The 24,231-nt window shown below is 63.1% G+C and carries 21 protein-coding genes and 1 pseudogene; 14 read left to right on the top strand and 8 right to left on the bottom strand.

What is annotated here, in order from left to right:
- Positions 1 to 39: 39 nt before the first annotated feature.
- From AC3WW4_RS02540 to AC3WW4_RS02530, 3 genes are read right to left on the bottom strand one after another with little or no spacing between them, the layout of a single operon-like run.
- Positions 40 to 1,269: an FAD-dependent oxidoreductase gene (locus AC3WW4_RS02540; RefSeq protein ID WP_488826825.1), complete on the bottom strand. Its 1,230-nt coding sequence runs from the start codon at positions 1,267 to 1,269 to the stop codon at positions 40 to 42.
- Entirely contained in the window at positions 1,266 to 2,417 is a 1,152-nt protein-coding gene (locus AC3WW4_RS02535) for an acyl-CoA dehydrogenase family protein (protein ID WP_488826824.1), read from the bottom strand. Before AC3WW4_RS02535 ends, AC3WW4_RS02540 begins: the two co-directional genes overlap by 4 nt.
- Before the next feature lie 33 nt (positions 2,418 to 2,450).
- Positions 2,451 to 3,035 carry an OsmC family protein gene (locus AC3WW4_RS02530; protein WP_488826823.1) on the bottom strand — a complete coding sequence of 195 codons (585 nt, stop codon included), beginning with the start codon at positions 3,033 to 3,035 and terminating at the stop codon, positions 2,451 to 2,453.
- A gap of 320 nt (positions 3,036 to 3,355) precedes the next feature.
- Between AC3WW4_RS02530 and wrbA the strand changes: the two genes are divergently transcribed.
- The 9 genes from wrbA to AC3WW4_RS02485 all read left to right on the top strand — a co-directional run bounded on the left by wrbA (position 3,356) and on the right by AC3WW4_RS02485 (position 11,189).
- Positions 3,356 to 3,955 (top strand): NAD(P)H:quinone oxidoreductase, encoded by a 600-nt coding sequence (gene wrbA, locus AC3WW4_RS02525; protein ID WP_488826822.1) that lies wholly within the window; start codon positions 3,356 to 3,358, stop codon positions 3,953 to 3,955.
- A gap of 131 nt (positions 3,956 to 4,086) precedes the next feature.
- Entirely contained in the window at positions 4,087 to 4,860 is a 774-nt protein-coding gene (modA, locus tag AC3WW4_RS02520; protein ID WP_488826821.1) for a molybdate ABC transporter substrate-binding protein, read from the top strand.
- 24 nt (positions 4,861 to 4,884) lie between these two features.
- Entirely contained in the window at positions 4,885 to 5,562 is a 678-nt protein-coding gene (gene modB / locus AC3WW4_RS02515; RefSeq protein WP_488826820.1) for a molybdate ABC transporter permease subunit, read from the top strand.
- A 1-nt stretch (position 5,563) separates the two neighbouring features.
- A complete protein-coding gene (gene modC / locus AC3WW4_RS02510) occupies positions 5,564 to 6,631 on the top strand; it encodes a molybdenum ABC transporter ATP-binding protein (RefSeq protein WP_488826819.1) in 1,068 nt (355 codons plus the stop codon).
- A gap of 69 nt (positions 6,632 to 6,700) precedes the next feature.
- Positions 6,701 to 7,195 (top strand): DUF2844 domain-containing protein, encoded by a 495-nt coding sequence (locus tag AC3WW4_RS02505; protein WP_488826818.1) that lies wholly within the window; start codon positions 6,701 to 6,703, stop codon positions 7,193 to 7,195.
- Complete coding sequence (locus AC3WW4_RS02500; RefSeq protein ID WP_488826817.1) at positions 7,192 to 8,448, top strand: DUF3443 family protein; 1,257 nt, start codon at positions 7,192 to 7,194, stop codon at positions 8,446 to 8,448. The genes AC3WW4_RS02505 and AC3WW4_RS02500 overlap by 4 nt, the downstream gene beginning before the upstream one ends.
- Positions 8,449 to 8,487: 39 nt before the next feature.
- Entirely contained in the window at positions 8,488 to 9,537 is a 1,050-nt protein-coding gene (locus AC3WW4_RS02495; protein ID WP_488826816.1) for a DMT family transporter, read from the top strand.
- A 135-nt stretch (positions 9,538 to 9,672) separates the two neighbouring features.
- Positions 9,673 to 10,932 carry a putative Na+/H+ antiporter gene (locus tag AC3WW4_RS02490; RefSeq protein WP_488826815.1) on the top strand — a complete coding sequence of 420 codons (1,260 nt, stop codon included), beginning with the start codon at positions 9,673 to 9,675 and terminating at the stop codon, positions 10,930 to 10,932.
- A gap of 59 nt (positions 10,933 to 10,991) precedes the next feature.
- Entirely contained in the window at positions 10,992 to 11,189 is a 198-nt protein-coding gene (locus tag AC3WW4_RS02485; RefSeq protein WP_488826814.1) for an oxidoreductase-like domain-containing protein, read from the top strand.
- A gap of 18 nt (positions 11,190 to 11,207) precedes the next feature.
- Here AC3WW4_RS02485 and AC3WW4_RS02480 read toward each other — a convergent pair whose 3' ends face one another.
- Positions 11,208 to 11,750 (bottom strand): flavin reductase family protein, encoded by a 543-nt coding sequence (locus AC3WW4_RS02480; RefSeq protein ID WP_488826813.1) that lies wholly within the window; start codon positions 11,748 to 11,750, stop codon positions 11,208 to 11,210.
- A 540-nt stretch (positions 11,751 to 12,290) separates the two neighbouring features.
- On the opposite strand from AC3WW4_RS02480, the pseudogene istA reads away from it, so the two are divergent.
- Positions 12,291 to 13,814, top strand: a pseudogene (istA, locus tag AC3WW4_RS02475) (IS21 family transposase).
- On the top strand, positions 13,807 to 14,604 hold the full coding sequence (gene istB, locus AC3WW4_RS02470) for an IS21-like element helper ATPase IstB (RefSeq protein WP_488826812.1): 798 nt from the start codon (positions 13,807 to 13,809) through the stop codon (positions 14,602 to 14,604). The pseudogene istA and the gene istB overlap by 8 nt, the downstream one beginning before the upstream one ends.
- A gap of 734 nt (positions 14,605 to 15,338) precedes the next feature.
- Here the strand turns inward: istB and AC3WW4_RS02465 are convergent.
- The 4 genes from AC3WW4_RS02465 to AC3WW4_RS02450 form a co-directional block, all read right to left on the bottom strand.
- On the bottom strand, positions 15,339 to 15,941 hold the full coding sequence (locus tag AC3WW4_RS02465; protein ID WP_488826811.1) for an HAD domain-containing protein: 603 nt from the start codon (positions 15,939 to 15,941) through the stop codon (positions 15,339 to 15,341).
- Positions 15,942 to 16,056: 115 nt separating this feature from the next.
- On the bottom strand, positions 16,057 to 18,207 hold the full coding sequence (locus AC3WW4_RS02460) for a DUF262 domain-containing protein (RefSeq protein ID WP_488826810.1): 2,151 nt from the start codon (positions 18,205 to 18,207) through the stop codon (positions 16,057 to 16,059).
- Positions 18,208 to 18,409: 202 nt separating this feature from the next.
- Positions 18,410 to 19,714, bottom strand: coding sequence for a Y-family DNA polymerase (locus AC3WW4_RS02455; RefSeq protein ID WP_488826809.1), 1,305 nt, complete (start codon positions 19,712 to 19,714; stop codon positions 18,410 to 18,412).
- Positions 19,715 to 19,725: 11 nt separating this feature from the next.
- Positions 19,726 to 20,166 carry a LexA family protein gene (locus tag AC3WW4_RS02450; RefSeq protein WP_488826808.1) on the bottom strand — a complete coding sequence of 147 codons (441 nt, stop codon included), beginning with the start codon at positions 20,164 to 20,166 and terminating at the stop codon, positions 19,726 to 19,728.
- A gap of 33 nt (positions 20,167 to 20,199) precedes the next feature.
- On the opposite strand from AC3WW4_RS02450, the gene AC3WW4_RS02445 reads away from it, so the two are divergent.
- The 3 genes from AC3WW4_RS02445 (at position 20,200) to AC3WW4_RS02435 (ending at position 24,006) form a co-directional block, all read left to right on the top strand.
- Complete coding sequence (locus AC3WW4_RS02445) at positions 20,200 to 20,841, top strand: SOS response-associated peptidase (RefSeq protein ID WP_488826807.1); 642 nt, start codon at positions 20,200 to 20,202, stop codon at positions 20,839 to 20,841.
- A gap of 580 nt (positions 20,842 to 21,421) precedes the next feature.
- Positions 21,422 to 23,041, top strand: coding sequence for a GIY-YIG nuclease family protein (locus AC3WW4_RS02440; protein ID WP_488826806.1), 1,620 nt, complete (start codon positions 21,422 to 21,424; stop codon positions 23,039 to 23,041).
- A gap of 5 nt (positions 23,042 to 23,046) precedes the next feature.
- The gene (locus AC3WW4_RS02435) at positions 23,047 to 24,006 is read left to right on the top strand and encodes a hypothetical protein (RefSeq protein ID WP_488826805.1); all 960 of its coding nucleotides are present in this window, start codon (positions 23,047 to 23,049) and stop codon (positions 24,004 to 24,006) included.
- Positions 24,007 to 24,231: the final 225 nt, after the last annotated feature.

The raw sequence follows: 24,231 nt of genomic DNA, 5'->3' as shown, positions 1-24,231 counted from the left end.
CCTCGGTCAGAAGTGATGAAAGGGGGCGCGGCGTCCTGCTCAGTGCAGGGTCAGCGGCATCGACGTGGTCTTGACCCGCACCACCATGGGGCGGACCTGATAGGGCTCCGGCTCACCCGCGCAGATTTGTGCGGCGATGGCTTTGGCTTGACGCGCAATCGGCTCGATGTAGCGGCTGGCCTGGCCATCCACCGTGATGCAGTCGCCCAGTGCGTAGATGCCTGCCTGACTGGTACGCAAGGTTCGTGCCTCCACGGCCACACCTTGGTCCCAGCGCAAGCCCGCCGTGCGGGCCAGGCGTGAGGGTGTGTGCAAGCCCGTGGCCGCAATCAGCTGATCGGCCTCGAACACCTGACCACAACGGGTGCGCACGCGGATGCGGCCCTGCACCCGCTCGGCCGAGGCCACCTGCACGCCGCCCACAAAGCGGATGGGCAGGTCTTGCCAGGCTTGCAACACCTGCTGCCCCGCTTGCTCGGCCTGCCAGCGTGCCAGCGGCTCGCTCTGGGTGTCCAGCAAGGTGATGCGGTGCCCGCCCAAAGCCAGGTCATTGGCCAGCTCGCTGCCAATCAGGCCGGCCCCGACGATGACAAGCTCACATGATGAGCCTTCCATCGCGGCGCGCAGTTTCTGATACGCCGCCAGGTGGTTGATGCGCCAGCACAAGGTGGCCGGCAGCGTGTCGGGCAACACCGGCTGCGCGCCATGCGCCAGGATGAGATGGGTGTACGGAATCGGCCCCCGTGTGGTGCGCAATTGGTGCGTGGCCTCGCACACGCGCACCGCATGGGTGTGCGCCATCAGGGTCACGCCCAGCCGACGTGCCGCCTGCACACCGGTCTCCTTGACCAGTTGCTCGGGCGCCAAGCCACGGGCCATGGCCACGGACAGCAGCGGTTTGTCATACACATCGCCGGCGCACGCACTCACCAGGGTGATGGGCAGATCGGCATCGCGAGCCCGCAAGGCCTCGGCCATCTGCCAGCCTGCGCGACCGGCGCCCACGATGACCACACCGGCTTCGCCCGCACGGCGCGTGCACACCACCGATGCACGGCCGGCTTGCGCACGCAGCGTGTCCAGACAGGGGGCGGTGTAGGGCACGAAGTCCTGCTTGCTGACCCCGCACAGGGGGCAGGCCCAGTCATCAGGGATGTCAGCCAGGCGGGTGCCGGGGGGCAGCCCTCCGTCCGGATCGCCCTGGGCCTCGTCGTAGACGTAGCCGCAGGCCTCGCAGATGTACTGCTGAAACGGCAAGATGGCACTCATGCGGGCATCTCCTCGGTGCTCAAGCGCGCGATCTCCTTGCGCAGGTGCTTGATGGCGGGGGTCACGATCGCGACGAAGTGCGACTCCCGCACGCGGCGTTGCACATCCGAGCTGAGCAGATAGCCGCGTGCGCCCTGGTGCATCAGGGCCGACTGCGCGGCCCGCAGACACAGCTCGGCACCATGCGCCCGCGCATCCAGCACGTCGATGAATAACTCCTTGCTGGTGTCAAACGGGGTCTCGGCCAGCTTCATGACCCGCGCCGACAACTCGTCCAGCTCGGCCTGCAAAGCATCGGGTCGGTCTTCGAGGAACTGGTTCACATGGCCCAGCGGCCCCTCCACGGCCCACATCGAGTCGATGGCGCCCTGGGTCACGCCCACCGCCATGCCACATTGCAGCATCACGAAGGCCGCCCGGATGCTGGCGATGAAGGGGCGCGTCGGGTCGGCAATGAGCTGATCGGCACCCACAAAGTGATCGCTCAAGCGCAGGGCATAGGTGCCCGTGCCCTCCATGCCCGAGAAGCTGGGGCACTCGCGCATCTCCACGCCCGGTGCATCACATTGCAGCAGGAACATGACTTCATGAGGCTCACTGGATGAGTCTGATTCCAAACTGGCAATGGCACCGCAGTATTGCTTGGGACCCAGGTTGCTCACCCAGGGGAGCGTGCCGCTGACACGATAGCCCCCCTCCACCGCACGGGCACGCAAAAGCATGCCTTCAATCTGGGCGTAGCTCTTCATGGGGTTGGACAGCGCGGTGCCGCCCAGCCCCTCCCCGCTGAGGTGCGCCTGCAGCACGCGGCCGGTCAAGGCGGGGTTGCCGCTGTGCTGCAGGTACAGCCCGCACACGGCCTGGCACCACATCATGAAGCCGGTGGCCCCGCACACGCGGGACACCTCGGCCATCGCCTGGATCGCCAAGCCATAGTCGGCGGGCTGCGTGTCGGTATCGAGGTGAGCACTCATGGCCCCCACTCTGGCGAGATCGCGCAAGATCGCTTGCGGATACAGGCCACGGTCGATGGCCTCGACCTGCTGCTTCAAGGGGCCTTGGGCAATGGCCTGCACGGCAGCCATCAAGGCGGAGGGGACCTCTGCAGGGAGCGAGGCAAGGTCCTGAGGCATGTCAGCGTGGTTCATGTGGGCACTCCTTGAGGCAGCCAGCACTCGGCTTCAGTCAGCCAGGCTGATCGTGAAGGGGATGGGGTTGCGCATGGTGTTGGCCACTGGCGAGTAGTAGTTCGCGTGTTGCACGATCTCGTCGAGCACCTCACGCGGCGCATCGCCTTCCACCAGCACCTTCACGCGGATGGCCTGAAAGCCCATCTCGGGTGGCGTCTTCTGCAAAGCGCCATCGGCGCCCCAGGCGGCGGGGTTGCCGATGTCGCCCTCCATGAACACCTCCAGGCGGGTCAGCTTGACCTGCTTCCAGGTGGCGACCGCGGTGATGCCCACGGCAAGGCAGCCACCCAGGCCGGACAGCACGATCTCCCCGGGGGCGGGGGCAGTGTCCTGCCCGAACAGGTGCAGCGGCTCATCGACCACCACCGGCGCGTGATTGCCCACATAGCTGAGCGAGCGGTATTGCCCCTCCATCACGGTGTGCACTTTGTTGGTGCCGCGAGAGGACGGGTTATTGCGCCCCTTGTCCGCAAAGGCCATGAGCCCACCGCGATCGATGGGACGCAGATAGGCCTTCACGGTGGTGGGGGCGGCGGCAGTCGAAGGGGCCGTGGCTGGGGCGATGACGGTGGACATGAAAGCTCCTGAACAAGGGGAAGAAAGAATGTCGGCTTGGCAATGTCTACATTGCAAGGGGTGTGCCAGATGCGCAATCGCCCCTCAAACTTTTCTCAAACCATTGATTCAGAAGTGCTTTTTCAGTACCCACCCACGGGTTGAGCGATCACCCCCGCCCGATGGGCAACCCATGAGCGCAGACAAACGTGAACACTTTGTTCACAAAGTGTGCTGAGCCTCGCGCCACATTGCCAACACCCCCTCACCCGCGCAGAATGGACTTCCCCGGGCTGAGCAGTGAGCCCTCGCCACATCCTTGTCACCCACCAGGAGCTCCCATGTCCAAAGTCCTCGTCCTGTACTACTCAAGCTACGGTCACATTGAAACCATGGCCCAGGCCGTGGCGGAGGGCGCACGCAGCGCCGGCGCCAGCGTCGATGTCAAGCGTGTGCCGGAAACCGTCCCGCAGGAGATCGCCCAGTCGGCGCACTTCAAGCTCGACCAGGCCGCACCCATCGCCACGGTGGCCGAGCTGGTCAACTACGACGCCATCATCGTGGGCGCCCCCACCCGCTACGGGCGCATGCCGGGGCAGATGGCCGCCTTCCTCGACCAGACGGGCGGGCTGTGGGCACGCGGGGCCCTCAACGGCAAGGTGGGCGCGGCCTTCACCTCCACCGCCACGCAGCACGGCGGTCAGGAGGTGACGCTGTTCTCCATCATCACCAACCTGATGCACTTTGGCATGGTCATCGTGGGGCTGCCCTACAGCTTTGCAGGCCAGATGACGCTCGATGAGATCGTCGGCGGCAGCCCCTATGGCGCGACCACGATTGCCGGCGGCAAGGGCGAGCGCAAGCCCAGCGCGATCGAGCTGGATGGCGCGCGCTTCCAGGGCAAGACGGTGGCCGAGACCGCCAACAAGCTGTTCGGCTGAGCCCTGCGACGGCACCGCAATCGTGTATCGGCGCGGGACAAACCGGATGTGATCAGGGGTGCGATCAGCGTGCTGAGCGGGGTGGGGTATGCTCCCCGCTGAGTCGCTTGCGACACCGCGAAACCCCTGCCATGACACGCCTGTTCGCCCACCTGCTCTGCCTCGGTCTGCTGCTTGCCGGCCCCAGTGCCCATGCCGACAAGATCATGGTGGCCGCAGCGGCCGATCTCAAGTTCGCCCTGGACGAGATCGTGACCGCCTTCCAGGCCCGCGAGCCCGGTCATGAGGTCCATGTCGTCTATGGCTCGTCAGGCAAGTTCCACACCCAGATCCAGCAAGGCGCCCCCTACGACCTGTACTTCTCGGCCGACATCGCCTACCCGCGTGCGCTGGCCCAGGCGGGTTTTGCAGCCTCGCCGGTCCAGCCGTACGCCGTGGGCCGCCTCGTGCTGTGGAGCACGACGCGCGATGCCCGCCAGCTGCGCCTGAGCCACCTCACCGATCCGACGATCACCCGCATCGCGATGGCCAACCCCAAGCACGCCCCGTATGGCCAGCGCGCGGTGGAGGCCTTGCGGGCCGCCGGGGTCTGGTCCCAGGTCGAACCCAAACTCGTCTACGGCGATAACATCGCGCAAACCGCCCAGTTCGTCCAAACCGGTAATGCCCAGGTCGGCATCATCGCGCTGGCGCTGGCCGTGAACCCGGCACTGTCGCGCCAGGGCGGCTACTGGCTGATTCCCGACCATCTCCACACCCCGCTGGAGCAAGGCTTCATCATCACGAAGCGCGCACAAGGCAAGGCACTCGCCCAGCGCTTCGCGGACCACATGCGCAGTCCCCAGGCACGCGCCGTGATGACCCGCTACGGCTTCGTCCTGCCGGGTGAAGCAACAGGGAAGTGACGCCCGTGCCCCGAAAGACGCCCCATGCTCTCTGGCAGTGACTGGCAGGCCCTGTGGCTGACCGCCCGCCTGGCCGGCGTGGTGACGCTGATCTTGCTGGTGCTGGGCACTCCGCTGGCCTGGTGGCTGGCGCGCAGCCGCTCGCGCTGGAAGGCGCCCATCGGCGCCGTGGTGGCCCTGCCGCTGGTGCTGCCCCCCTCGGTGCTGGGCTTTTACCTGCTGCTGGCCATGGGGCCCAACGGCCCCCTCGGACAATTGACCCAGGCGCTGGGCCTGCCTCCCCTGCCCTTCACCTTCACAGGGCTGGTGGTGGCCTCGGTGTTTTACTCCCTGCCCTTCATGGTGCAACCCCTGCAAAGTGCCTTCGAGGCCATGGGCGAGCGCCCCATGGAAGTGGCCGCCACCTTGCGCGCCTCGCCGCTGGATGCCTTCTTCACCGTGGCCGTGCCGCTGGCCGCGCCCGGCTTCCTGACCGCCTCCATCCTGACTTTTGCGCACACGGTGGGCGAGTTCGGCGTGGTGCTGATGATCGGGGGCAACCTACCTGGCATCAGCCGCGTCGCCTCGGTGCAGATCTACGACCACGTCGAATCGCTGGACTACGGACAGGCCCACCGCCTCGCTGCGGTGATGCTGGTGTTCTCCTTCGTGGTCTTGCTGAGCCTGTATGCCTGGCGCGCCCAACCCGGCCGGAGACGCTGAGATGAGCGACATCGAGGCACGGTTTCAGCTCGACTGGCCCGGATTCACGCTCGACGTCGATCTGCGCCTGCCCGGTCGCGGCGTCACGGCGCTGTTTGGCCCCTCGGGTTCGGGCAAGACGACCCTGTTGCGCTGCATCGCCGGGCTGGAGCGCGCGCCGCAAGGACGCTTGCGCGTGCAAGGCCAGACCTGGCAAGACGGCCGCCAGTGGCTGCCCCCCCATTGCCGCCCCATCGGTTACGTCTTCCAAGAGGCCAGCCTCTTCCCCCACCTCAGCGTGCTGGGCAACCTGCGCTATGGCCAGCGCCGCAACGCCGACGCGCCCCCGGTGCACCTGGACCACATCATCGACCTGCTGGGCATCCGCCCCCTGCTCGACCGTCAGCCCGATCGCCTGTCGGGGGGCGAGCGTCAGCGCGTCGGCATCGCCCGCGCCCTGGCCGTCGCCCCGCGCGTGCTGCTGATGGACGAGCCCCTGGCCGCGCTCGACCTGCGTCGCAAGCAGGAAATCCTGCCCTACCTGGAGCGCCTGCGCGATGAGCTCGACATCCCCATGCTCTACGTCAGCCACGCGCCCGATGAGGTGACGCGCCTGGCCGACCAGTTGGTGATGCTGGACCAGGGCCGCGTGACCGCCAGCGGCGCCTTGGGCGAGATCCTGAGCCGGGTGGAGGCGCCCATCCGCCTGGGCGAAGACGCTGGGGTCATCCTGACCGCCACGGTCAGCGAGCTGGATTCAGCCTGGCACCTCGCCCGCGTGGACTTTGGTGGCGGCCAGTTGTGGATCCGCGACCATGCCCTGCAAGTGGGCCAGCGGGTGCGCGTGCGCGTACTGGCTCGCGATGTGAGCCTGGCCGTGCAGCCGGGCCACACCAGCATCCAGAACGTGATGCGAGGGCAGGTGGACGCCATTGGCGACGACACCCACCCTGGCCTGATGCTGGTACGGTTGCACATCGGTCAGGCGAGCGTGCTGGCCCAGCTCACCCGACGGGCCGCCGCCGACCTGGGTGTGGCGCTGGGGCAGGAGATCTGGGTCCAGATGAAGTCGGTGGCCTTGATGGAGTGAACGAGGCGCCAAGCTGCGGTACGCTGTGTCCCCAAATCTCAGCTCTTTGATCATGAGGGCCATCGTCCTATGACCCACCCGACCTCCCACGTCTGGCGCATCCTCAGCGGGGCCACCGTCGCCTTGCTGCTGTGCGCGAATGCCTTCGCTGCGCTGGGGCAGGCACCGCAGCCCAGCGCCAGCGCCACCGAGGCCAGTTCTGGCGTCCCCGGCGCCCGGCAATTGCGCGCCGTGCCTCCCAGCGCGGCCTACACCGTCGCCACCACCACCTTGCCCTCGGGCACCGTGGTGCGCGAGTTCGTCAACACACAGCAGCTGGTGTTTGCCGTGGTGTGGCAAGGCCCGGTACTGCCCGATCTGGCCGCGTTCTTTGGGGAACATGCCACCGCATACCAACAAGCCGTTCAGCAAAAGCGTGCGGCAGGTCAGCGTGGGGGCGCCGTGCAATCACGTCAGAGCAACCTGGTGATCCTGTCACGGGGCCGCATGGGCCACTTCGAAGGCTACGCCTACCTCCCGGCACAGGTCCCCCCCGGCATCGACATCACGACCCTGCTGCCATGAGCCATCCCCTCTTTTCCTCTTGGGGGCGCCGCTGGCTGGCGTGCGCCTTGTTGGGCTTGCTCGCCAGCTGCGGTGGTGGTGGGGGTGGCTCGTCCAGTTCATCGTCGGTGTCCGTGCCCCCCATCACGGGCACGAACGTGCAAGCCGTGCGCGTGGGCCCAGGGCCCGCAGGTTTGACTGTGCGGGTGGCCAACCTGCTGTACACCAGCGTGCGCCTGTGCCTGCCGGGCACCACCACCTGCCAGACCATCGACCATGTGCTGGTGGACACCGGCTCCACCGGGCTGCGCCTGCTGAACTCGGCCGTCAGCTTGCCCCTGCCTAGCGCTCAGGCCGGCGGCAAGTCGCTCTACAACTGCGTGCAGTTCATTGACAACAGCTACATGTGGGGCCCCGTGGCCGTCGCCGATGTCTACCTGGGCGGCGCGGAGCTCAATGGCCAGCGCGCGGCCAACCTGCGCGTCCAGTTGGCAGGCGTGCCAGGCAGCCCCAGTGCACCCGCGGCATGCGCGGCCAGCGGCTTCACGCCCAACCTCACCATCAACGATCTGGGCGCCAATGGCATTCTCGGCGTCGGCACCGAGCGAGAGGACTGCGGCGACGCTTGCGTCACCAACCCCAACAACGCCTACTACCACGTCAACAACGGTGGCACTGCCACGGGCACCACGGTCACCTTGGCGGAGCAACTGCGGCAACCCGTCAGCCAGTTCAGCGCCGACAACAACGGCGTGATCATCACCTTGCCCGAGGTGGTGAGCACCGGCTCGGCGTCTGCATCGGGCTACCTGATTTTCGGCATCGGCACGGCCAGCAACAACCAGCCCAGCAGTGGGGTTCGGGTGATGGCCCTGACGGGCGGTCGCTACTTCACCACCACCTTCCAAGGACGCATGCTGACCAAGGGCTTCGTGGACTCGGGCTCCAATGGCTGGTTCTTCAATGCCCCAGGCACCCCCAGCTACCCCACCTGCAGCCTCGCGCCGCAATGGTATTGCCCCACCAGCACCCAGACCGCGCAGGCCATTGCCAACAGCGGCGGCCAGACCAGCACCGTCAATTTCTCGGTGGCCAATGCCGATCAACTGTTCCGCAATACCGCGGTTCATGCCTACAGCAACCTGGCAGGCCCCATCGGCGACGACACCGCCTTCGACTTCGGCCTCCCCTTCTTCTACGGGCGCACGGTGTACACCGCCATCGAAGGAGAAGCCATCACGGGATTGGGCAGCGGCCCGTTTGTGGCCTTCTGATGCCGCGGCCATGATCGCCCCCACCCACGGTGCCACGACATGAGCGCCGCACAGTGGCCAGCCATCCGCGGTGGCGCACTGGCCTTGCTGGCGGCCGTGTTGTTTGGCATCAGCACCCCGCTGGTGCAGCGCGCGGGCCACAGCATCGGGGCGTTCAGCACGGCGGCCTTGCTGTATGCGGGTGCCGCCCTGGTCGGCCTGCTGACGCGCCGGCCCCCCCATCAGGAAGCCCGGCTGCGCTTGACCGATCTGCCGCGCCTGTCGGCCATGGCCCTGGTCGGTGCGGGCATCGGGCCGGTGGCCCTGGCCTGGGGCCTGCAACACACCAGTGGCGCCAGCGCCTCTCTGCTGCTGACGCTGGAAGCCGTGTTCACCGCCATGCTGGCCCGTGCCCTGTATGGCGAAAGCCTGGGCCCTCGGGTCTGGGCCGCCGTCTTGTTGCTGCTGGCCGGGGGCATCGCGCTGGTGCTGGAACAGGGGCAAGCCAGCCAGGCACAACTGTGGGGCCTGCTCGCCGTGATGGCTGCCACGCTGGCCTGGGGGCTGGACAACGCCTTGTCCCGAGGGCTGGCGGACCGCGATCCCGGCCAAGTGGTGTTCGGCAAGGCCGTGCTGGGGGCCAGCCTCACGGGGCTCACCGGCTGGCTGGCAGGAGAGGCCGCGCCCGCGGCACTGCCTGCGCTGTCCCTGCTGCTGATCGGCGCTTCGGGCTATGGCCTGAGCCTGCGCTTTTACCTGCTCGCGCAGCGCACCTTCGGCAGCGCGCGCACCGGCTCCGTGTTTGCCTTCGCCCCCTTCATTGGTGCGGCGATGGCGGTATCCCTGGGCGACAAGGCCTGGAGCCTGTGGCTGGCGGTGGGCGGCCTCCTCATGCTCGCTGGCGTGGTGCTGCACCTGATGGAGGCGCACAGCCATGCCCACACACACGAGGCGATGACGCATGAACATGCCCATCGCCATGACGACAGGCACCACCTGCACACCCACGACCCGATGCCCACCGGATCACACAGCCATCTTCACCACCACGAGCCCATGCAGCACACCCACCCGCATGTGCCCGACCTGCACCACACCCACCGGCACTGAGGTCATCCAGGCCTGAAGCCTGCGCCGCCGCCCCTTACAATCACCACGGGTGTCGCCACCCCCGAAGCGGATTCGGGCGGTGCGGCAGGTTCATGCGATGGTCGGGCCGCCTCGCGGCTTTGTTGCGGCCCCATCATGACCGAACCGACCCTGATCCAGATCATCGGCGCCACCCTGTTTGGCGTGGCCGTCCTTCACACGTTCTCCACCAAGTTCTTCGAGCGCCTCGCGCACACCCAACCGCGCCATGCCGGCATCTGGCACCTGCTCGGTGAGGTGGAAGTCGTCTTCGGCTTCTGGGCCCTGGTGCTGATGCTCTTCATGTTCGGCATCCTCGGCAAGACCGAGGCCACGGCCTACCTCGACAGCCGCAATTTCACCGAACCGCTGTTTGTCTTCGCCATCATGGTGATCGCGGCCACGCGGCCCATCCTGCAGTTTGCGGGGGCACTGGTGCGCTTCGTGGCCCGCTATGTGCCGCTGCCCCAGGGCATGGCGCTGTACTTCCTGATCCTGTCCATCGTGCCCCTGCTGGGCTCCTTCATCACCGAGCCGGCGGCCATGACGCTGGCCGCCCTGATGCTGCGCGACACGCTGTTCTCCCGTGAGGTGTCCACCAAGCTCAAGTACGTCACCCTGGGCGTGCTGTTTGTGAACATCTCGATCGGTGGCACCTTGACACCGTTTGCCGCCCCGCCCGTGCTGATGGTGGCAACCAAATGGAACTGGGACATCTGGTTCATGATCGCCAACTTCGGCTGGAAGGCCGGCGTGGCGGTGCTGATCAACGCCGGCTGCGCCATGCTGCTGTTCCGCAAGGAGCTCGGCCACATGGCGGCACGCCCCAAGGAGGCGGCACCCTCGGTGCCCCTGGCCGTCGTGGCCGTGCACATCGCCTTCCTGGCACTGGTCGTGGTGTTTGCCCACCACCCGGCCGTCTTCCTCGGCCTGTTCCTGTTCTTCCTGGGTTTTGCCACCGCCTACCAGCGTCACCAGAACCCGCTGATTTTGCGCGAAGCCCTGCTGGTAGCCTTCTTCCTGTCTGGCCTGGTGGTGCTGGGCGGCCTGCAGCAATGGTGGCTGGAGCCCGTGCTGATGAGCATGGACGCCAACGCCGTGTACTTTGGCGCCACCGCGCTGACGGCCATCACGGACAACGCGGCGCTGACCTACCTGGGCTCGCTGGTGGAAGGGCTGAGCCTCGACTTCAAGACCGCCCTGGTGGCCGGGGCCGTGACCGGGGGGGGGCTGACCCTGATCGCCAACGCCCCCAACCCGGCGGGTGCCGCCATCCTCAAGGACAAGTTCTCGGACCACGCCATCCAGCCGCTGGGCTTGCTGATTGCGGCCCTGCCACCGACTCTGGTGGCCGTGCTGGCTTTCCGGGTGTTGTGAGTCGCGATGGTGGCCCCTACCTCGTGCATTGACATGGCGTCTGCGCGAAAATGGTGGGCATGACCTCCGCGCACCCACCTGCCACCGACCCAGATCCGAAGCCACAAGCGCCCGAGCCGCCCGACCTTGATGCCTGCTGCGGCAACGGCTGCGACCCCTGCATTTTTGACTTGCATGACCTGGCGATGGACGAATACCGCCAGGCCCTGCGGGCGTGGCAGGCCCGCCAAGACGCCACCCAGTCAGAGCATCCCTGAGGCGGTGGCCAGCCCGACCTAGACGCCAGGTGGCAGCTTGGCGGCCATCATCGCCCGGCGGTCCAGCTTGCGTCCATCAACGATGAAGGTGCCATCCCCGACGGCGTGCACCATGCGCCGCTCCTTGCGCGCGGCATCAACGTAGGCGGCCACCCCGCTCAACACCACGATGTGGTGCTTCTCGATGACGTCGATGACCTTGCACTCGATGTTGGCGAGGCACTCCTGGATCAAGGGCGCGCCAACGAGCTTGCCCGGCAACGGGGTGAGCGCGAACTTGGCAAACTTGTCGGTGTCGGCCCCCGTGCACGTCCCGATGCCCACCACCTTGTCGAGCAGGTCCACGGCGGGGATGGCAATGACGCACTCCCGATGCTTGCGCAATGCCGCGAAGGAGTGATTCCACTCCCCCGTGGTGATCGCAAACACCGGCGTGAAGTCCACCACCATGGTCCAGGAGATGGTCATGACGTTGGCGCGGTCTCCGTCACGGGTGGTGACCAGCACCACAGGCCCTGATTCCATCAGCGTGAACGCCTGGTTCAGGTTCAACGGATGCATGTGCGTGACCATGCACGAGAGTATGCGGCGAGCCCGGTTCGCTGCGCAAGCCATGGGCCAAGGCTTTCACCACGCCACGCAGCAGCATGCTGTGCGTGAAGCCTAGGGTGTATTGCCGAGCGCCGTCTTTGACAGGCATGCAACATGCCGGCTCGAATGGTGGTTTGCAGAAGGGCCTGTTCCAGCGGCGTGATGAGTGGGCGTTCGCGCGCATGGGTCACGACGGGCAGCCGGGCTTGCGATGCCTGGCCGGCCACGATGCACGAGGTTTGAAAATTCACACGACCAGCTATGCATCTCTCTCATAGAAGAAATGGCGAAACGGCACTTGCTGGAGCCCGTCCGCCTCGCGATAGTGCTGTCAAAGCCTCTTCTGAACACACTCATCTTGGAAAGCCCTGAATGCTCAAGCGCATGCGTCTTTGTTGGCGCCGACCGAAAACTGAGCCACTTATGAGGTGTGTGCCGATCTAAAACTGAGCCAGGTGTTCAACCTACCCTGCTGCTTTTTGATGCAGCGGGGTTCGAGGAGTGATCACCATGGACATGATCGGCAGAATCCGGCGGCTGCACAGCCGAGGCAAGAAGTCAGAGCGGGAGATCTCGCGGATGACGGGGCTGTCGCGCAACACGATAGCCAAGTGGCTCAAGGCGCCATTGGATGGCGAGCCCCAGTACCGGCGAAGCGAGCAACCGGGCAAATTGACGGCCTTCCACGAGGGCATCAAGTAGGCGCTCAAGGCCGATGCCCATCGGCCCAAGCACGAGCGCCGAACGGCGCGGGCGCTGTACAGCGAGCTCAAATCGGCAGGTTATGAAGGCGGCTACAGCCGCGTGACGGACTTCATCCGCCAGTGGCGCCAAGGCGAGGGCCAAGCGGCAGCGACGCGAGCCTTCGTGCCCTTGTCGTTCGAGCTGGGCGAGGCATTCCAGTTTGACTGGAGCGAAGAAGGCCTGGTGGTGGGCGGCATTTACTACCGGCTGCAGGTCTCGCACATGAAGCTGTGTGCCAGCCGTGCGTTCTGGCTGGTGGCGTATCCAAGCCAGGGCCACGAGATGCTGTTCGATGCGCACACGCGCAGCTTTGCGGCGCTGGGCGGGGTGGCCCGTCGGGGCATCTACGACAACATGAAGACGGCCGTGGACCAGGTCAAGAAGGGCAAGGGCCGAGTGGTCAACGCCCGCTTTGCGGTGATGTGTGCGCACTACCTGTTCGACGCCGACTTCTGCAACGTGGCCAGTGGTTGGGAGAAGGGCGTCGTCGAGAAGAACGTGCAAGACAGCAGGCGGCGCATCTGGATCGATGCAGCCAAGCAGCGCTTTGGCTCCTTTGCCGAGCTCAATGCCTGGTTGGGCGAGCGCTGCCGCAGCCTGTGGGCCGAAGTTCGCCATCCAGAGCACCAGCAGTTCAGCGTGGCCGAGATGCTGGAGCATGAACGTGCCCACTTGATGTCGATGCCTCAGCCCTTTGACGGCTATGTGGAACGCCCGGCGAGGGTGACCAGCACCTGCCTGGTCTCAGTGGCACGCAACCGCTACTCTGTGCCCTGCGAGTTGGCCGGGCAGATGGTCAGCACCCGGCTGTACCCGACGCGGGTGGTCGTGGTGGCCAACGATGAGGTGGTGGCGCAGCACGAGCGATTGACTGACCGAGGCCAGACCCGTTATGACTGGCAGCACTACATCCCGCTGGTGCAAAGAAAGCCCGGTGCGCTGCGCAATGGTGCCCCCTTCGCCGACCTCCCTCCGGCCTTGCAGCAGTTACGCAGAGGGTTGCTGCGCCAGGCTGGTGGCGACCGTGTCATGGCGCAGGTACTGGCCATTGTGAGCACAGCTGGCCTGGATGCGGTGCTGGTAGCAGTGGAGTTGGCGCTGGAGAGCGCGCCACCGTCTGGCAAGGTCAGCGTCGAGCATGTGATCAATGTCCTGAGCAGGCTCAATCCTGCGCCCACGCCAGAGGATGCGCAGACCTGTCTGCAGGCGACAGTGGCACCACTGGCCAATACGGCGCGCTACGACAGCTTGCGCGGGCAAGGCGGCACGGAGGAGATCAACCATGCGTGATATCGCCGCAGAGCTTAAGCAACTGCGCCTGCACGGCATGGCGGGCGCCTGGCTGGACCTGATCGAACAAGGGGCCAGTACGGGCTCAGAGGAGGCACGGTGGTTGATTGAACACCTGCTGCAGGCCGAGGCCACAGACCGAGCCATGCGCTCGGTGAGCCATCAGATGCATGCAGCCAAGTTCCCTGTGCATCGAGACCTGGCTGGGTTCGACTTCGCTGTGTCACCCGTTGACAGCAAGCTGGTTCACACGCTGGCAGAGACAGGCTTCACAGAAGTGGCGCACAACGTGGTGTTGGTGGGCGGGCCTGGCACCGGCAAGACCCACCTGGCCACGGCCATCGGTGTGTCCGGCATCACCAAGCATGGCAGGCGCGTGCGCTTTTACTCCACGGTGGATCTGGTCAACGCGCTAGAGCAAGAGAAGGCACAAGGCAAGGCCGGACGCATCGCGACGAGCTTGCTGCGCCTGGACCTGGTGATCCTCGATGAGCTGGGCTACCTGCCGTTCAGCCAGGCCGGCGGTGCGCTGCTGTTCCACCTGCTCAGCCGGCTATACGAGCACACCAGCGTGATGATCACGACGAACCTGGACTTCGCGGAATGGTCGCGCGTCTTTGGAGATGCCAAGATGACCACGGCGCTGCTGGACCGGCTCACGCACCACTGCCACATCCTGGAGACGGGTAACGAGTCACATCGGTTCCTGCACAGTTCCAGCACGGCCAAGAGGCGCATCAAGGCACGAGAGCAGTCTCGGATGCAGGCGGCGGCAGAGGGCAAGGCCTGACACGCAAAGCAAAGGGGGAAGCCGCTGCGCGGCCTCCCCCTTGATGATCAACCAAGCCAGCCGAAGGGCTCAAAACCCGGCAAGGCTCTACACTTATCCACAGCTGACCACCCTTTGGTCGGCTACCAGCCCTGGCTCAATATTGGATCGGCACGGTGGCTCAGATTTGGATCGGCGCGGACACGCTCTGACCGCACCGGTTCGCTCCTCTGCGGATCGCCGCGGGTCAAGCACATCGGTCACAGCCCTCTGCAGTTGCAGCAGTCGCTCATGAGCGCCCTCTGGATAGGGCATAGCTGCGAGCAAGATGTGTGTGAACGAGTGCTGTTCGAGAAAGGAAAAGTCTTTGGTTTGGCCGTCTGCCGCTTCCATGTTGCACCTCCTGGGTAGAACAATGGTTGCGGTTCAAGCCCTGCATGGACTGTCGGAGAGCAACCTCCTTAGCGCAATGCTACTGGGTTCGCAAGCGATCATGCAAGCGTCATCTTGATGTCTCAGAGAGATGATTGACCATCGAGCAACACATCCGAACACGGGTGTCAACGCGGCCTTTTCGCGGAGCAAATATTCAATACGCAAGCATTAAGTTCAGCCGATTACCGCTGCCTGCAAAGAGTGCATCGCATCACTCAGCGTTTTGACGATCGGTGATGTAGAAGGTTGCAACTTAACTTCTAGGTTGCAACTAAAAAATGCTGCTTGCTTGCGGTCGCGGCCGAGCGCTGGTGCCGGAATCAGCTGCGGCAGGGTCGTTGATGTGAGTCCATCCAATTTTTGATCTGGAGTTGTACAACAGGGTCAGAAAGTCCTTTGTCACCATCTGTTCTCACCAAATGATGCCGATCCACATCCAACCATCCTTCAGGCTTGTCGTCGATTGCAAGCCACTTCGTTAGCCGGGCTCGATCAACATATCTTTTGATCTGTTGATAGCGAGGAGAAAGGTCCCACCAGGTAAAGCGACCAAGTGGGCGAAACTCTTCGCTCATCTTCATCCCCGAGTGCCAAGTGGCCCCGATAACTCTTTCCTTCAAAGGGTCAGGGAGGTAGTTGCGAGCACGTGCAAACCGCAACTCTCTAGCCCAACTGGTGCTCAGAACAATCTGCACATCAGGGTGGTCGGCCAACGCTGAGACCAAATGTTCTGCCCACATGAACAAAGTCCCGTCGGCACGCAGTACTGGCCGTCCCTCAACCATGTAGGCTGCATCCGGGTGCAATACCCCATCGTAATCAAGGAACAGTGTGCGGGTGTGGTTCATAACCTCGCCTATAAAAGTCATTTCCGTGTTCGGACTTGAACGGCTGCGGAGAGGAAGCTCATCAAGCGGATACACGACGCCATGCTCCTGGCGGGTAGTCACCAGACGCTACCGTCCCATAGCGACCCATTGCAGAAGGAGACTGCCGTGAACGAATCTTCGCGTCGCAGTCATCAACACTCATGTCTCCTCAATGGGATCCACCAGTATCCCCTGACAGCTGTCCTGCCCCGGATTCCTTGCGCCAGTCGTTCGCAAGTACCCAGCCGCGTTCCTGCTGATAGATGTACCAGTCGTTCCAGCCATTCCTGCTCGTCCCAGTCACCGCTTTCGACGCTGCGGAGAACGAGCCGTGCCTCCCCTCTATACCGGAGATGACGATGGCACGGTCGACGACGGTTGCTGCGTAATCGTTCCCTGCATAGGTGAAGCGACACGCCGATCCGTTCGCAGGAAACACGTTGGTGCCAGAAGTCAGATCAAAATCTGCATCGAGCCCCTGCGTTGCAGAACGGGTGCGTTTCGGTGACGACCAGATTGCGCGAGCCAATTCAAACAACGCAGTACCTCGTCGACGGATGGTGGACTCGTCCCATAGTTCGAACTCATTGAGCTCACGGTTCAGGGCGAGTGCGGCAAATGCCCGAACCGCTGGCATCTTCACTGAGAAAGGCCCGTTTGACACCGCCGTGTTAAGCGCACCGGTGACCAGAGTGAGGTTGCCGATGGTGTTGACGATGCTGTTTCGAGCGCGAACCCTCTCCGAAAGATCTGGCCCGTAATCAGCTTCGGCCACCCCGTCCATGCCGGGCAGAGCCCATTTCGTTTGCCACTTCTGCGGCATGATGTGCTCGATGGTCAGCGTTGAACGAATCTGAAGGTCCTCCGTCATCGCCGTGTGCTTTGCACGCTCGATAGTTTCCAAGATGTAGCGCAACCGCGGCTGGCGGGTGGGTCGGTACTGCTCGCGCATGACCCAACTGCGTTGCCACTCCGCATCGTCGGGCCATCTATCAATGTCAGCGAGGCGGCTGGACAAGTACACGATCAATTCATCGACCTTGTCACCGTCGCACGTTCGGAGTCTAGGAATCAACGAAGCGAAGAAGCGGTTGTAGTTCTTCGTCGTCAGGCCACAGATGTCGCGGCGAAGGATGTAGCTCTCCAGTGCGCTGAAAGCTTCGGTGAGCCGCGGAGCGACAGATGGCTCCGTCGCGAGGTAGATCGCCAAGGGCATCGCGGTCGAAACGTCGAACGCGTTCGCGACTCGCCCGAACCGTCCGACTGGATCGTCTTCGCAGGGAGCGAAGAGGCGTTGCTCGACCGCAGCGGTTGTTGAGATTGCCTCGAGTTCATCCGTCACCAACGCAAAGGGCGCCTTGTCCAGGGTCCACTTCCGGTAGCCAGAGAAAAGATTCTCAATCGACACGATGTCACCGATATGCATCGCGAGGTGATCAGTCAGCATCCAGTCAAGGCGCGAACGGGTCTGACGGCCTCGCGACTCCTGAAGTCTCCAGATGTTCCTATCGAGAGGCAGCCAGTGCTTCTCATAGAGTTTGTCGACGTTGAGGCTGCCATTGCTCTGGCCCAGATCCTTAGCTCGCTGGAATATGAAATTTCTCAGTAGATCAGCGGGGGATAGTGGCATGCCCCGGCTGTTCAGCGTCTCGAAGATGGTCTGGGGATCGTCGCCACCCTCTAGCTCGATCGACACAACGGCCAACCCGGACTTCAGCGCCTCAAAGAGAATTTCGAGCCTGCTTTCCTGGTAGGCGCCGCCAACGTTGACGTGAACATCGATGCGTTTGCGAAATGCGTCATATGCAGCGGTCGCCGCTTTGCCGACTAGCTCGTCGTCTTCAGCAAGCCCTGCGACACCTGTGAGGTCTGCGGTGGAATCGAGGAGCTTCACAAATGCGCGTCGATCCGTGATCGAAGGCCACAGCTTGTATCGCTCTTCCTCCTTTTCCATGACGCCGTCATTCAGGAGGTACTTGCCAATTTCCCTGGCGTAGTTGGATCCTTGGCTCTCGGCCACATCGCGCAGGGCAACGAGCAACAACTGGAAGGTTGTCAATCGTTGCTGGCCATCAATGACTTCGAAGGCTTGAACCTGCTTTCCAAAGGTCTTGACCTGGCTGATGACAATGGCGCCCATGAAATGCGGGATCAAACTAGATCTGTCCACCTCAATTCGCTTGACGGCACGCTCAATGTCTTCCCAAAGAAGCCCGATCTGCGGGGTCTCGCGCCATGAATACTGACGCTGGTAGAGCGGAATCAAGTAGCGACGCTTACCGTCGAACAAATCGATGATCGACCGGGTGAATGGTTTCATGGTTCAGCGAGATCCGAGATATTGAGGAGACGCGTTCGAGTTGGTCATCAAACCGAATGAAGCGTACCAGCGGAACACACGAGGGGCGCTCCAATGCGATAGTTTTCTCATCGAGCTTGGGGCAGAAAATTCTTAGGCGGAGAAGCCTCGTTGTCCGGAAGCAGTCGTTGTCAACCGTCGGCTCTTAGCCGAAACATGCCAATCAAGCTCTCACCGTCGGCACCTCATTCCACCGAGTGGTGTAGCAGGGAGTTCGCCGAACTTGACGCATACCCCAGGTGTCAGCCCCTTGGGTGAAGCCCGAACTGCCCAACAGAACCGTCCGCTTGCCAAACCGGTCATTGACGTCGTCCATCGCGCGCATCAACTTGGAACGGTCTCGCTGTTCGGGCGATGGCGCCTCCCAGTCCAACTCTTCCTGGACAAAGGTGTCCGGCACCAGGTCAAGCAACATCACCCCGGCCTTGGCCAGTTGGAAGCCTGGCGCGTAGATGCTCCGCAGCCCTTTCACCGCTGCGTTGGCAAGCGCTGAGGTGTCGGCACTGGGCCGCACCAACGGCACGACCACGCTCTTAGAGAACCGTGGCCCATCCCTGAACGGTGAGGTCCTCGCAAACACGAGCACCTGCCCAGCCAGATGGCGTTGCTTGCGCAGCTTCTCGGCTGCCCGTGACGTGAACTCACTGATCGCCTCCCGCAACTCGTCCAGCCCGGTGACGGGTTGGCCAAAGCTGCGGGTACAGGCGATCTGCTTCTTGGGTACGGGCATGTCCGCAAACTCAATACAGGCCTCGCCCTTGAGCTCGCGCCAGGTGCGCTCCAGCACCAAGCCCCAGGTGCCCCGCACCACCGAGCAGGGAAGGTCAACGAAGTCCTGCACGGACTTCACACCGCGCTCCTTGAGTTGGGTGTTGATCTGTCGGCCGATGCCCCATACCTCGCCAACGTCGGTGGAAGCCATGACCTCCCGCAGTTGATCTACTCCGAGTCGAGACAGGTCGCACACCGTCGCGAGCTCATCAGGGTAGCTGCCGGCCTTACGCTCAGCCGTCTTGGCGATGAAGTTGGCCAGCTTTGCGAGGGTCTTGGTGTGGGCGATCCCGATGCCGCAGGGAATGCCGATCCATTGGTTGATGCGGGCGCGGATCTTCCAGGCTCTCTCGACCAAGCCACCCCGCACGCCATGCAAACCGATGAAAGACTCATCGATGCTGTAGATCTCCTGAGTGGGACCCAGCCCTGCAGCCAGGCTCATCATGCGGTCGCTCATATCTCCGTAGAGCGTGAAGTTGGCCGACAAGGCGACCAGCCCGGCTTGCTCCTCCAGATGGCGGATCTTGAACCAGGGCTCACCCATCTTGATGCCGAGTGCCTTGGCCTCGTTGGAGCGTGCAATGGCGCAGCCGTCGTTGTTCGACAGCACGACCACAGGCCTGTCATTTAGGCTGGGCCGAAACACCCGCTCGCAACTCACGTAGAAGTTGTTGCCATCGACCAGCGCGTACATCGCTCACCTCTTCAGGCTGGAAAACGCTTGATGCTGGCAGTGACGACGCCCCACACCTCCAGCGTCTGGCCGTCCTTGGGGGTGATGTCGGGATAGGTGGCGTTGGCAGCTTTCAGCTTCACACGACCGGAGCGTTGGTACAGGTACTTGACGGTGAACTCGCCGTCCACCACGGCCACGACCACCTGGCCGTGACGAGGCTTGAGCGCCTTGTTGACCACCAGCATGTCGCCATCGAAGATGCCCGCTTCGCGCATGGATTCGCCGCTAACCCGCAGCAGGAAGGTGGCCTGGGGATGGGTGACCAGTTCCTGAGTCAGGTCGATGCGTTTGACAGCAAAGTCCTCAGCCGGTGACGGGAAGCCCGCGCACACCTTGTCGCCCGCCAAGGGCAGCGTCAGTCCAGAATCTGCAAGCGGGACGGGCTGGCTGAAATCAAAAACACTGTACATCCGTCCAGTATAAGGTGACCTACCATTTTGTCCATGTGCGCCCACTACGAAGCCGTGACCAAACCCGAGCGTCTGAAGCAGGCGTTCCAGGTGACGATGCCCGAGGGGGCGAAGGCCGATGTTTGGCCTGGCTACACGGGGCTGTTCATCCGACGTCCGAAGGAAGCCATGCAAGACGCAGGTGTAGCGCCGTGGCGTGAAGCGATGGTCGGCTCGTTCGGTTTGATTCCGCACTGGTCCAAAGACACCACGATTGCCAAGCGCACCTACAACGCACGCAGTGAGACGGTGGCGACCAAGCCCAGTTACCGGGATGCCTGGCGCTTGGGACGGCGCTGCATCATTCCGGCAGAGGCGTTCTACGAGCCTGACTGGCGGTCAGGGCGCGCAGTGCCCACGCGGATTGCACGAACTGACGGTCAGCCCATGGGGATCGCCGGCATCTGGACAGGCTGGCGTGCGCCTGATGGCACGATCATCCGCAGCATGAGCATGTTGACGGTCAATGCTGACGACCATCCGCTGATGCGCAACTTTCACCGACCGGAGGATGAGAAGCGGATGGTGGTGATCTTGGATGAGGCGGAGTACGACGCCTGGCTCGACGAGCGAAATGGTGAGCCACATGAACTGCTGAGGCAGCTCGACCCCGCCAAATTGGCAGCTTCGTTTTGATCTGCCGTCGGCCACGAGCACCCGACGGCCCATCCACGGTGATGGGCAGGTACAGGCTGATCTGAGTCGTTCACGGCCCAGTGCCTGAACGCCAGCATCCATATACACCGGTCGTTGAGTGCAGCCTCACCTGACCGGCCGCTTCACCTTCGGCGCAGGCACTACAGTTCGATGCCCGCCGCGTACCGGTTCAAACGACCGATGTTGCGTGCCCCATTAGACTCATGCCGACCCGTTGCAGTCTCCCGCCCACTATCGCGGTTGCTGGATCACTTGGTGAGCTAGTCGATCTGTACGATCACTCTGTCTCCCACGCTGAAGACTGAAAGGCTGCAAATGAATGGCAACAACTCCCCGCTTGAGCACCTGGTCTCCACGGTAACCAGCGTCGCGCTCGGCGTCACCGCAACAGTATCCATCGCCCTGTATCCGCGTTGGCTCCAGCACCGCGCGAAGCGTGATGCCGACGTGGATTGGCGCTTCCGTTAATGACTTCACGCCGCCCCAAAAATCCTTGGTCCGCGAAGCGTAGAAGTGGCAATCAGTGCGCAAAATCGAATCAATTAATCGAGAAATGGCAATGAACGGAAAAGACGACTTGAATTTCGATGACGGATCGACCCCGGGCATTCCGGAAGCTACCGAAGCCGCATTGATTGCCCTCCCTCCTCTGGCCAACACGATCGTCGATACTGCGATCGATAACATGACCCGCAAGCTTATCGCGGGCTATCGCAACAAGTCCGTGGCCAAACCGAATGCGAAGAAGGTCGACGTCGGCGCGGAGGCGATGGAGGCCGTGAAGGCCACCTCCGCCCAATCGGTGATGGACGTCGCCAACCGCGGTCAGGCCTGGAAGGAGCTGATCACGAAGAGCCTGACGGCCGGGATCTCTTCCATTGCCACGATGCAGTTCGATGGCAGCTTCACGATCAAGGACGGAATCCCGGATCAGGACTTCAAGAGCCTGCCCAATACGCCCGGCGTGTATGTGGTGTTCGATCAAGGCAACCCGCCCAAGCCTGTCTACGTCGGTGACAGCGGCAAGATGCAGAAGCGGTGGCATGCCGGGCACCTCAATGAGCACAGGCAAGGCCAGCGCAGCGGCAACCCCTACAAGCTGGATGAAGAGTTGTCTAAAGGATGCACCGTCAAGTTCATCCAGATGGATTCGGTGGAAAGCGCCGCAGCGCTGGAGGCGCACCTGATCAAGGAGAACTTCTCTGATTTCAAAGACATCGCCAAGAAGTCAGGCCGCGCCGATAAACCTTTGTCTGAGGAAGAGGCCAAGGAGCGTGCCGAGGCGCTTGACCAAGGCATGCTGAAGAATCAGCGTGAGGAGTTGGCCACAGAGCAAGGCAAGCGGTCCAACATCGAAGCGAAGAAGATGAAGGACCGGCTGGAGAACACAACAGCACTGCTGAAGGGTGCGGCTGGCGAGGCATTCAAGAACGCTGGATTCGATGTTCTCCATCGCGTGACGACTACCGCCATCAAGGCTGTCAGGGACGAACTGGTCGACATCTTTCATCTGCAAGGCGCGCCGACACCCATCGTCGTGCGCATCAGACGCGTGCTGAAGAAGTTGGTCGCGGTGATCAAGGGCTTCTTCGAAAAGCCCATGCAGCTGGCACGCGGCATCGTCCAATTCATCGTGAACGCGCTGTCGAAGTCGATTGGCCAGATCTACAACCTGGCCAACAACATCTTCGATCTCGCCAGCAACGCCTGGAATCTGTACCGCGGCGCGGACACCCTGTCGCGCGAGGAGCTGGTCCGTAAGATCAGCGAAACCGTCATCGTCAGCGGCTCGCTCGTACTGTGGGACGGACTGGACCCGGTCATCGAAGCCAAACTGACGCCCTTCGCTGGCGTCTTCGCGCCCTATCTGTCCTCAATGATTGTCGCGATCGGATTCGGTATTTCGAGCCACTACCTTCAGCACATCGTCAACACGGCCATCGATGCCGTTATCGCCTTCAAGATGGGCCTGCAGGAATCGCTCGATGCCGCCAAGGCCGTCTGTGCGCAGTTGATCAGCAATGCAGAGCGGGAACTAGCATTGATGTCCGATCTTCGGGATTACCTAACCAGTTCGAAGGAGCTGATGACGCAACTTCAGGCTCATACTGCGACACTCTCAACCCATCAATTCATCGAGGCGCAAACTGCCCCCGTGCTTCTTCTTCGCCGTCGCTAAACATCATGGAAACTGTGCCCACGACCACATCCATCCGAATCGAACCGAAGAGTTCACTCGTTGCTACCTCCAGCGGGCTTCAGCTGCGAGACGAGCAGGCGCTGGCTGACTTCTCGAACGATCTGGAAGCAGCGCTCCGCGATCTAGAAAAGTCCGTCAAGGATCGTAAGCTGACTGCCGAGAAGGTCAAGCAACTCAAGGAGGACCTCAATGGCCAGAATTGGTGGGGTACGCTGAAATCCAGCTTTACCGGCGAGGCCGACAAGGGCCTGGCCATGATGGTGGAAGATCTGGGCTCGAGTCTTGGACTGACCCAAAGCGTTTTGCGCGTGATCTTGAAAGTCCAGACCCAAAAAAACCGGATGCTGCGTGACTTCAGCGACGCCTTGGTCAATAAGATGTTCAAGATCCAGCAGGACACCAACACGCTGGACGGCAATCAGAAGGCGGCCGCCCTAAATTTCCTTGAGGAACTGCAGACGCAGATCGACGACCAGATCCGCCAGCAGGATCTGGTCGACAGTCACGAGGCAGCGCTTCAGGACCACGCGCAATGGCGTCATGGTCAGATCCAAGCGCACGCCGACCTCGTGAACCGCACCGAGCATCTGCAGGCCGTGGCGCTGGACGAACAACAGCGCGTGGTCGCCCTTGAGAATGAAGTCGACAGTCACGAGGCAGCGCTTCAGGACCACGCGCAATGGCGTCATGGTCAGATCCAAGCGCACGCCGACCTCGTGAACCGCACCGAGCATCTGCAGGCCATGGTGCTGGGCGAACAACAGCGAGTGGCCGCCCTTGAAAAGGAAGTTGCCGAGATCGCCGAGCTGCGGCAGCAAGTCGTTGCGCTGGCGTCGGAGAATCAGCGTCTGCGCTCACCGAAGTCCGTCCTCTTGCACAACCTGGTGCCCCTAGTCGCGTCGCTGATCGCGTTCGCAGCTCTGTTTATGACCATGAAGGGCTGAGGCCAGCCCGTAGGCGCCTGACTCTGGGATGTGCCCTGCGCTCCTTGTTGGCCCGACTTGACGGCTGTGTGCGGCCCGCAGTTTGCTGACAACTCCAGAGTCGTTGAAATGACTGGCACGGCCGACGGTACTTGGTCGGCCGCGTGAGGTCGGCGCAGTGAACAGCGGTCATTGACCGGGTTGCACCGGTGCCGGCCCCATGCTGGCGCTGGCGTTGTCTGCAGC

It is taken from the genome of Aquabacterium sp. TM01 (genome assembly GCF_057808345.1).
This window is presented reverse-complemented; position numbering and strand designations above follow the sequence as displayed.

Bases quoted from the DNA above. Each gene is read 5' to 3' on its own strand.
- modB (WP_488826820.1), top strand. From the start codon at position 4,885: ATGCTCTCTGGCAGTGACTGGCAGGCCCTGTGGCTGACCGCCCGCCTG.
- AC3WW4_RS02460 (WP_488826810.1), bottom strand. From the start codon at position 18,207: ATGAAACCATTCACCCGGTCGATCATCGATTTGTTCGACGGTAAGCGT.
- AC3WW4_RS02440 (WP_488826806.1), top strand. From the start codon at position 21,422: ATGAACGGAAAAGACGACTTGAATTTCGATGACGGATCGACCCCGGGC.
- AC3WW4_RS02455 (WP_488826809.1), bottom strand. From the start codon at position 19,714: ATGTACGCGCTGGTCGATGGCAACAACTTCTACGTGAGTTGCGAGCGG.
- modC (WP_488826819.1), top strand. From the start codon at position 5,564: ATGAGCGACATCGAGGCACGGTTTCAGCTCGACTGGCCCGGATTCACG.
- AC3WW4_RS02530 (WP_488826823.1), bottom strand. From the start codon at position 3,035: ATGTCCACCGTCATCGCCCCAGCCACGGCCCCTTCGACTGCCGCCGCC.
- AC3WW4_RS02480 (WP_488826813.1), bottom strand. From the start codon at position 11,750: ATGCATCCGTTGAACCTGAACCAGGCGTTCACGCTGATGGAATCAGGG.
- modA (WP_488826821.1), top strand. From the start codon at position 4,087: ATGACACGCCTGTTCGCCCACCTGCTCTGCCTCGGTCTGCTGCTTGCC.
- istB (WP_488826812.1), top strand. From the start codon at position 13,807: ATGCGTGATATCGCCGCAGAGCTTAAGCAACTGCGCCTGCACGGCATG.
- AC3WW4_RS02500 (WP_488826817.1), top strand. From the start codon at position 7,192: ATGAGCCATCCCCTCTTTTCCTCTTGGGGGCGCCGCTGGCTGGCGTGC.
- AC3WW4_RS02485 (WP_488826814.1), top strand. From the start codon at position 10,992: ATGACCTCCGCGCACCCACCTGCCACCGACCCAGATCCGAAGCCACAA.
- AC3WW4_RS02540 (WP_488826825.1), bottom strand. From the start codon at position 1,269: ATGAGTGCCATCTTGCCGTTTCAGCAGTACATCTGCGAGGCCTGCGGC.
- AC3WW4_RS02505 (WP_488826818.1), top strand. From the start codon at position 6,701: ATGACCCACCCGACCTCCCACGTCTGGCGCATCCTCAGCGGGGCCACC.
- AC3WW4_RS02495 (WP_488826816.1), top strand. From the start codon at position 8,488: ATGAGCGCCGCACAGTGGCCAGCCATCCGCGGTGGCGCACTGGCCTTG.
- wrbA (WP_488826822.1), top strand. From the start codon at position 3,356: ATGTCCAAAGTCCTCGTCCTGTACTACTCAAGCTACGGTCACATTGAA.
- AC3WW4_RS02435 (WP_488826805.1), top strand. From the start codon at position 23,047: ATGGAAACTGTGCCCACGACCACATCCATCCGAATCGAACCGAAGAGT.
- AC3WW4_RS02450 (WP_488826808.1), bottom strand. From the start codon at position 20,166: ATGTACAGTGTTTTTGATTTCAGCCAGCCCGTCCCGCTTGCAGATTCT.
- AC3WW4_RS02445 (WP_488826807.1), top strand. From the start codon at position 20,200: ATGTGCGCCCACTACGAAGCCGTGACCAAACCCGAGCGTCTGAAGCAG.
- AC3WW4_RS02535 (WP_488826824.1), bottom strand. From the start codon at position 2,417: ATGAACCACGCTGACATGCCTCAGGACCTTGCCTCGCTCCCTGCAGAG.
- AC3WW4_RS02490 (WP_488826815.1), top strand. From the start codon at position 9,673: ATGACCGAACCGACCCTGATCCAGATCATCGGCGCCACCCTGTTTGGC.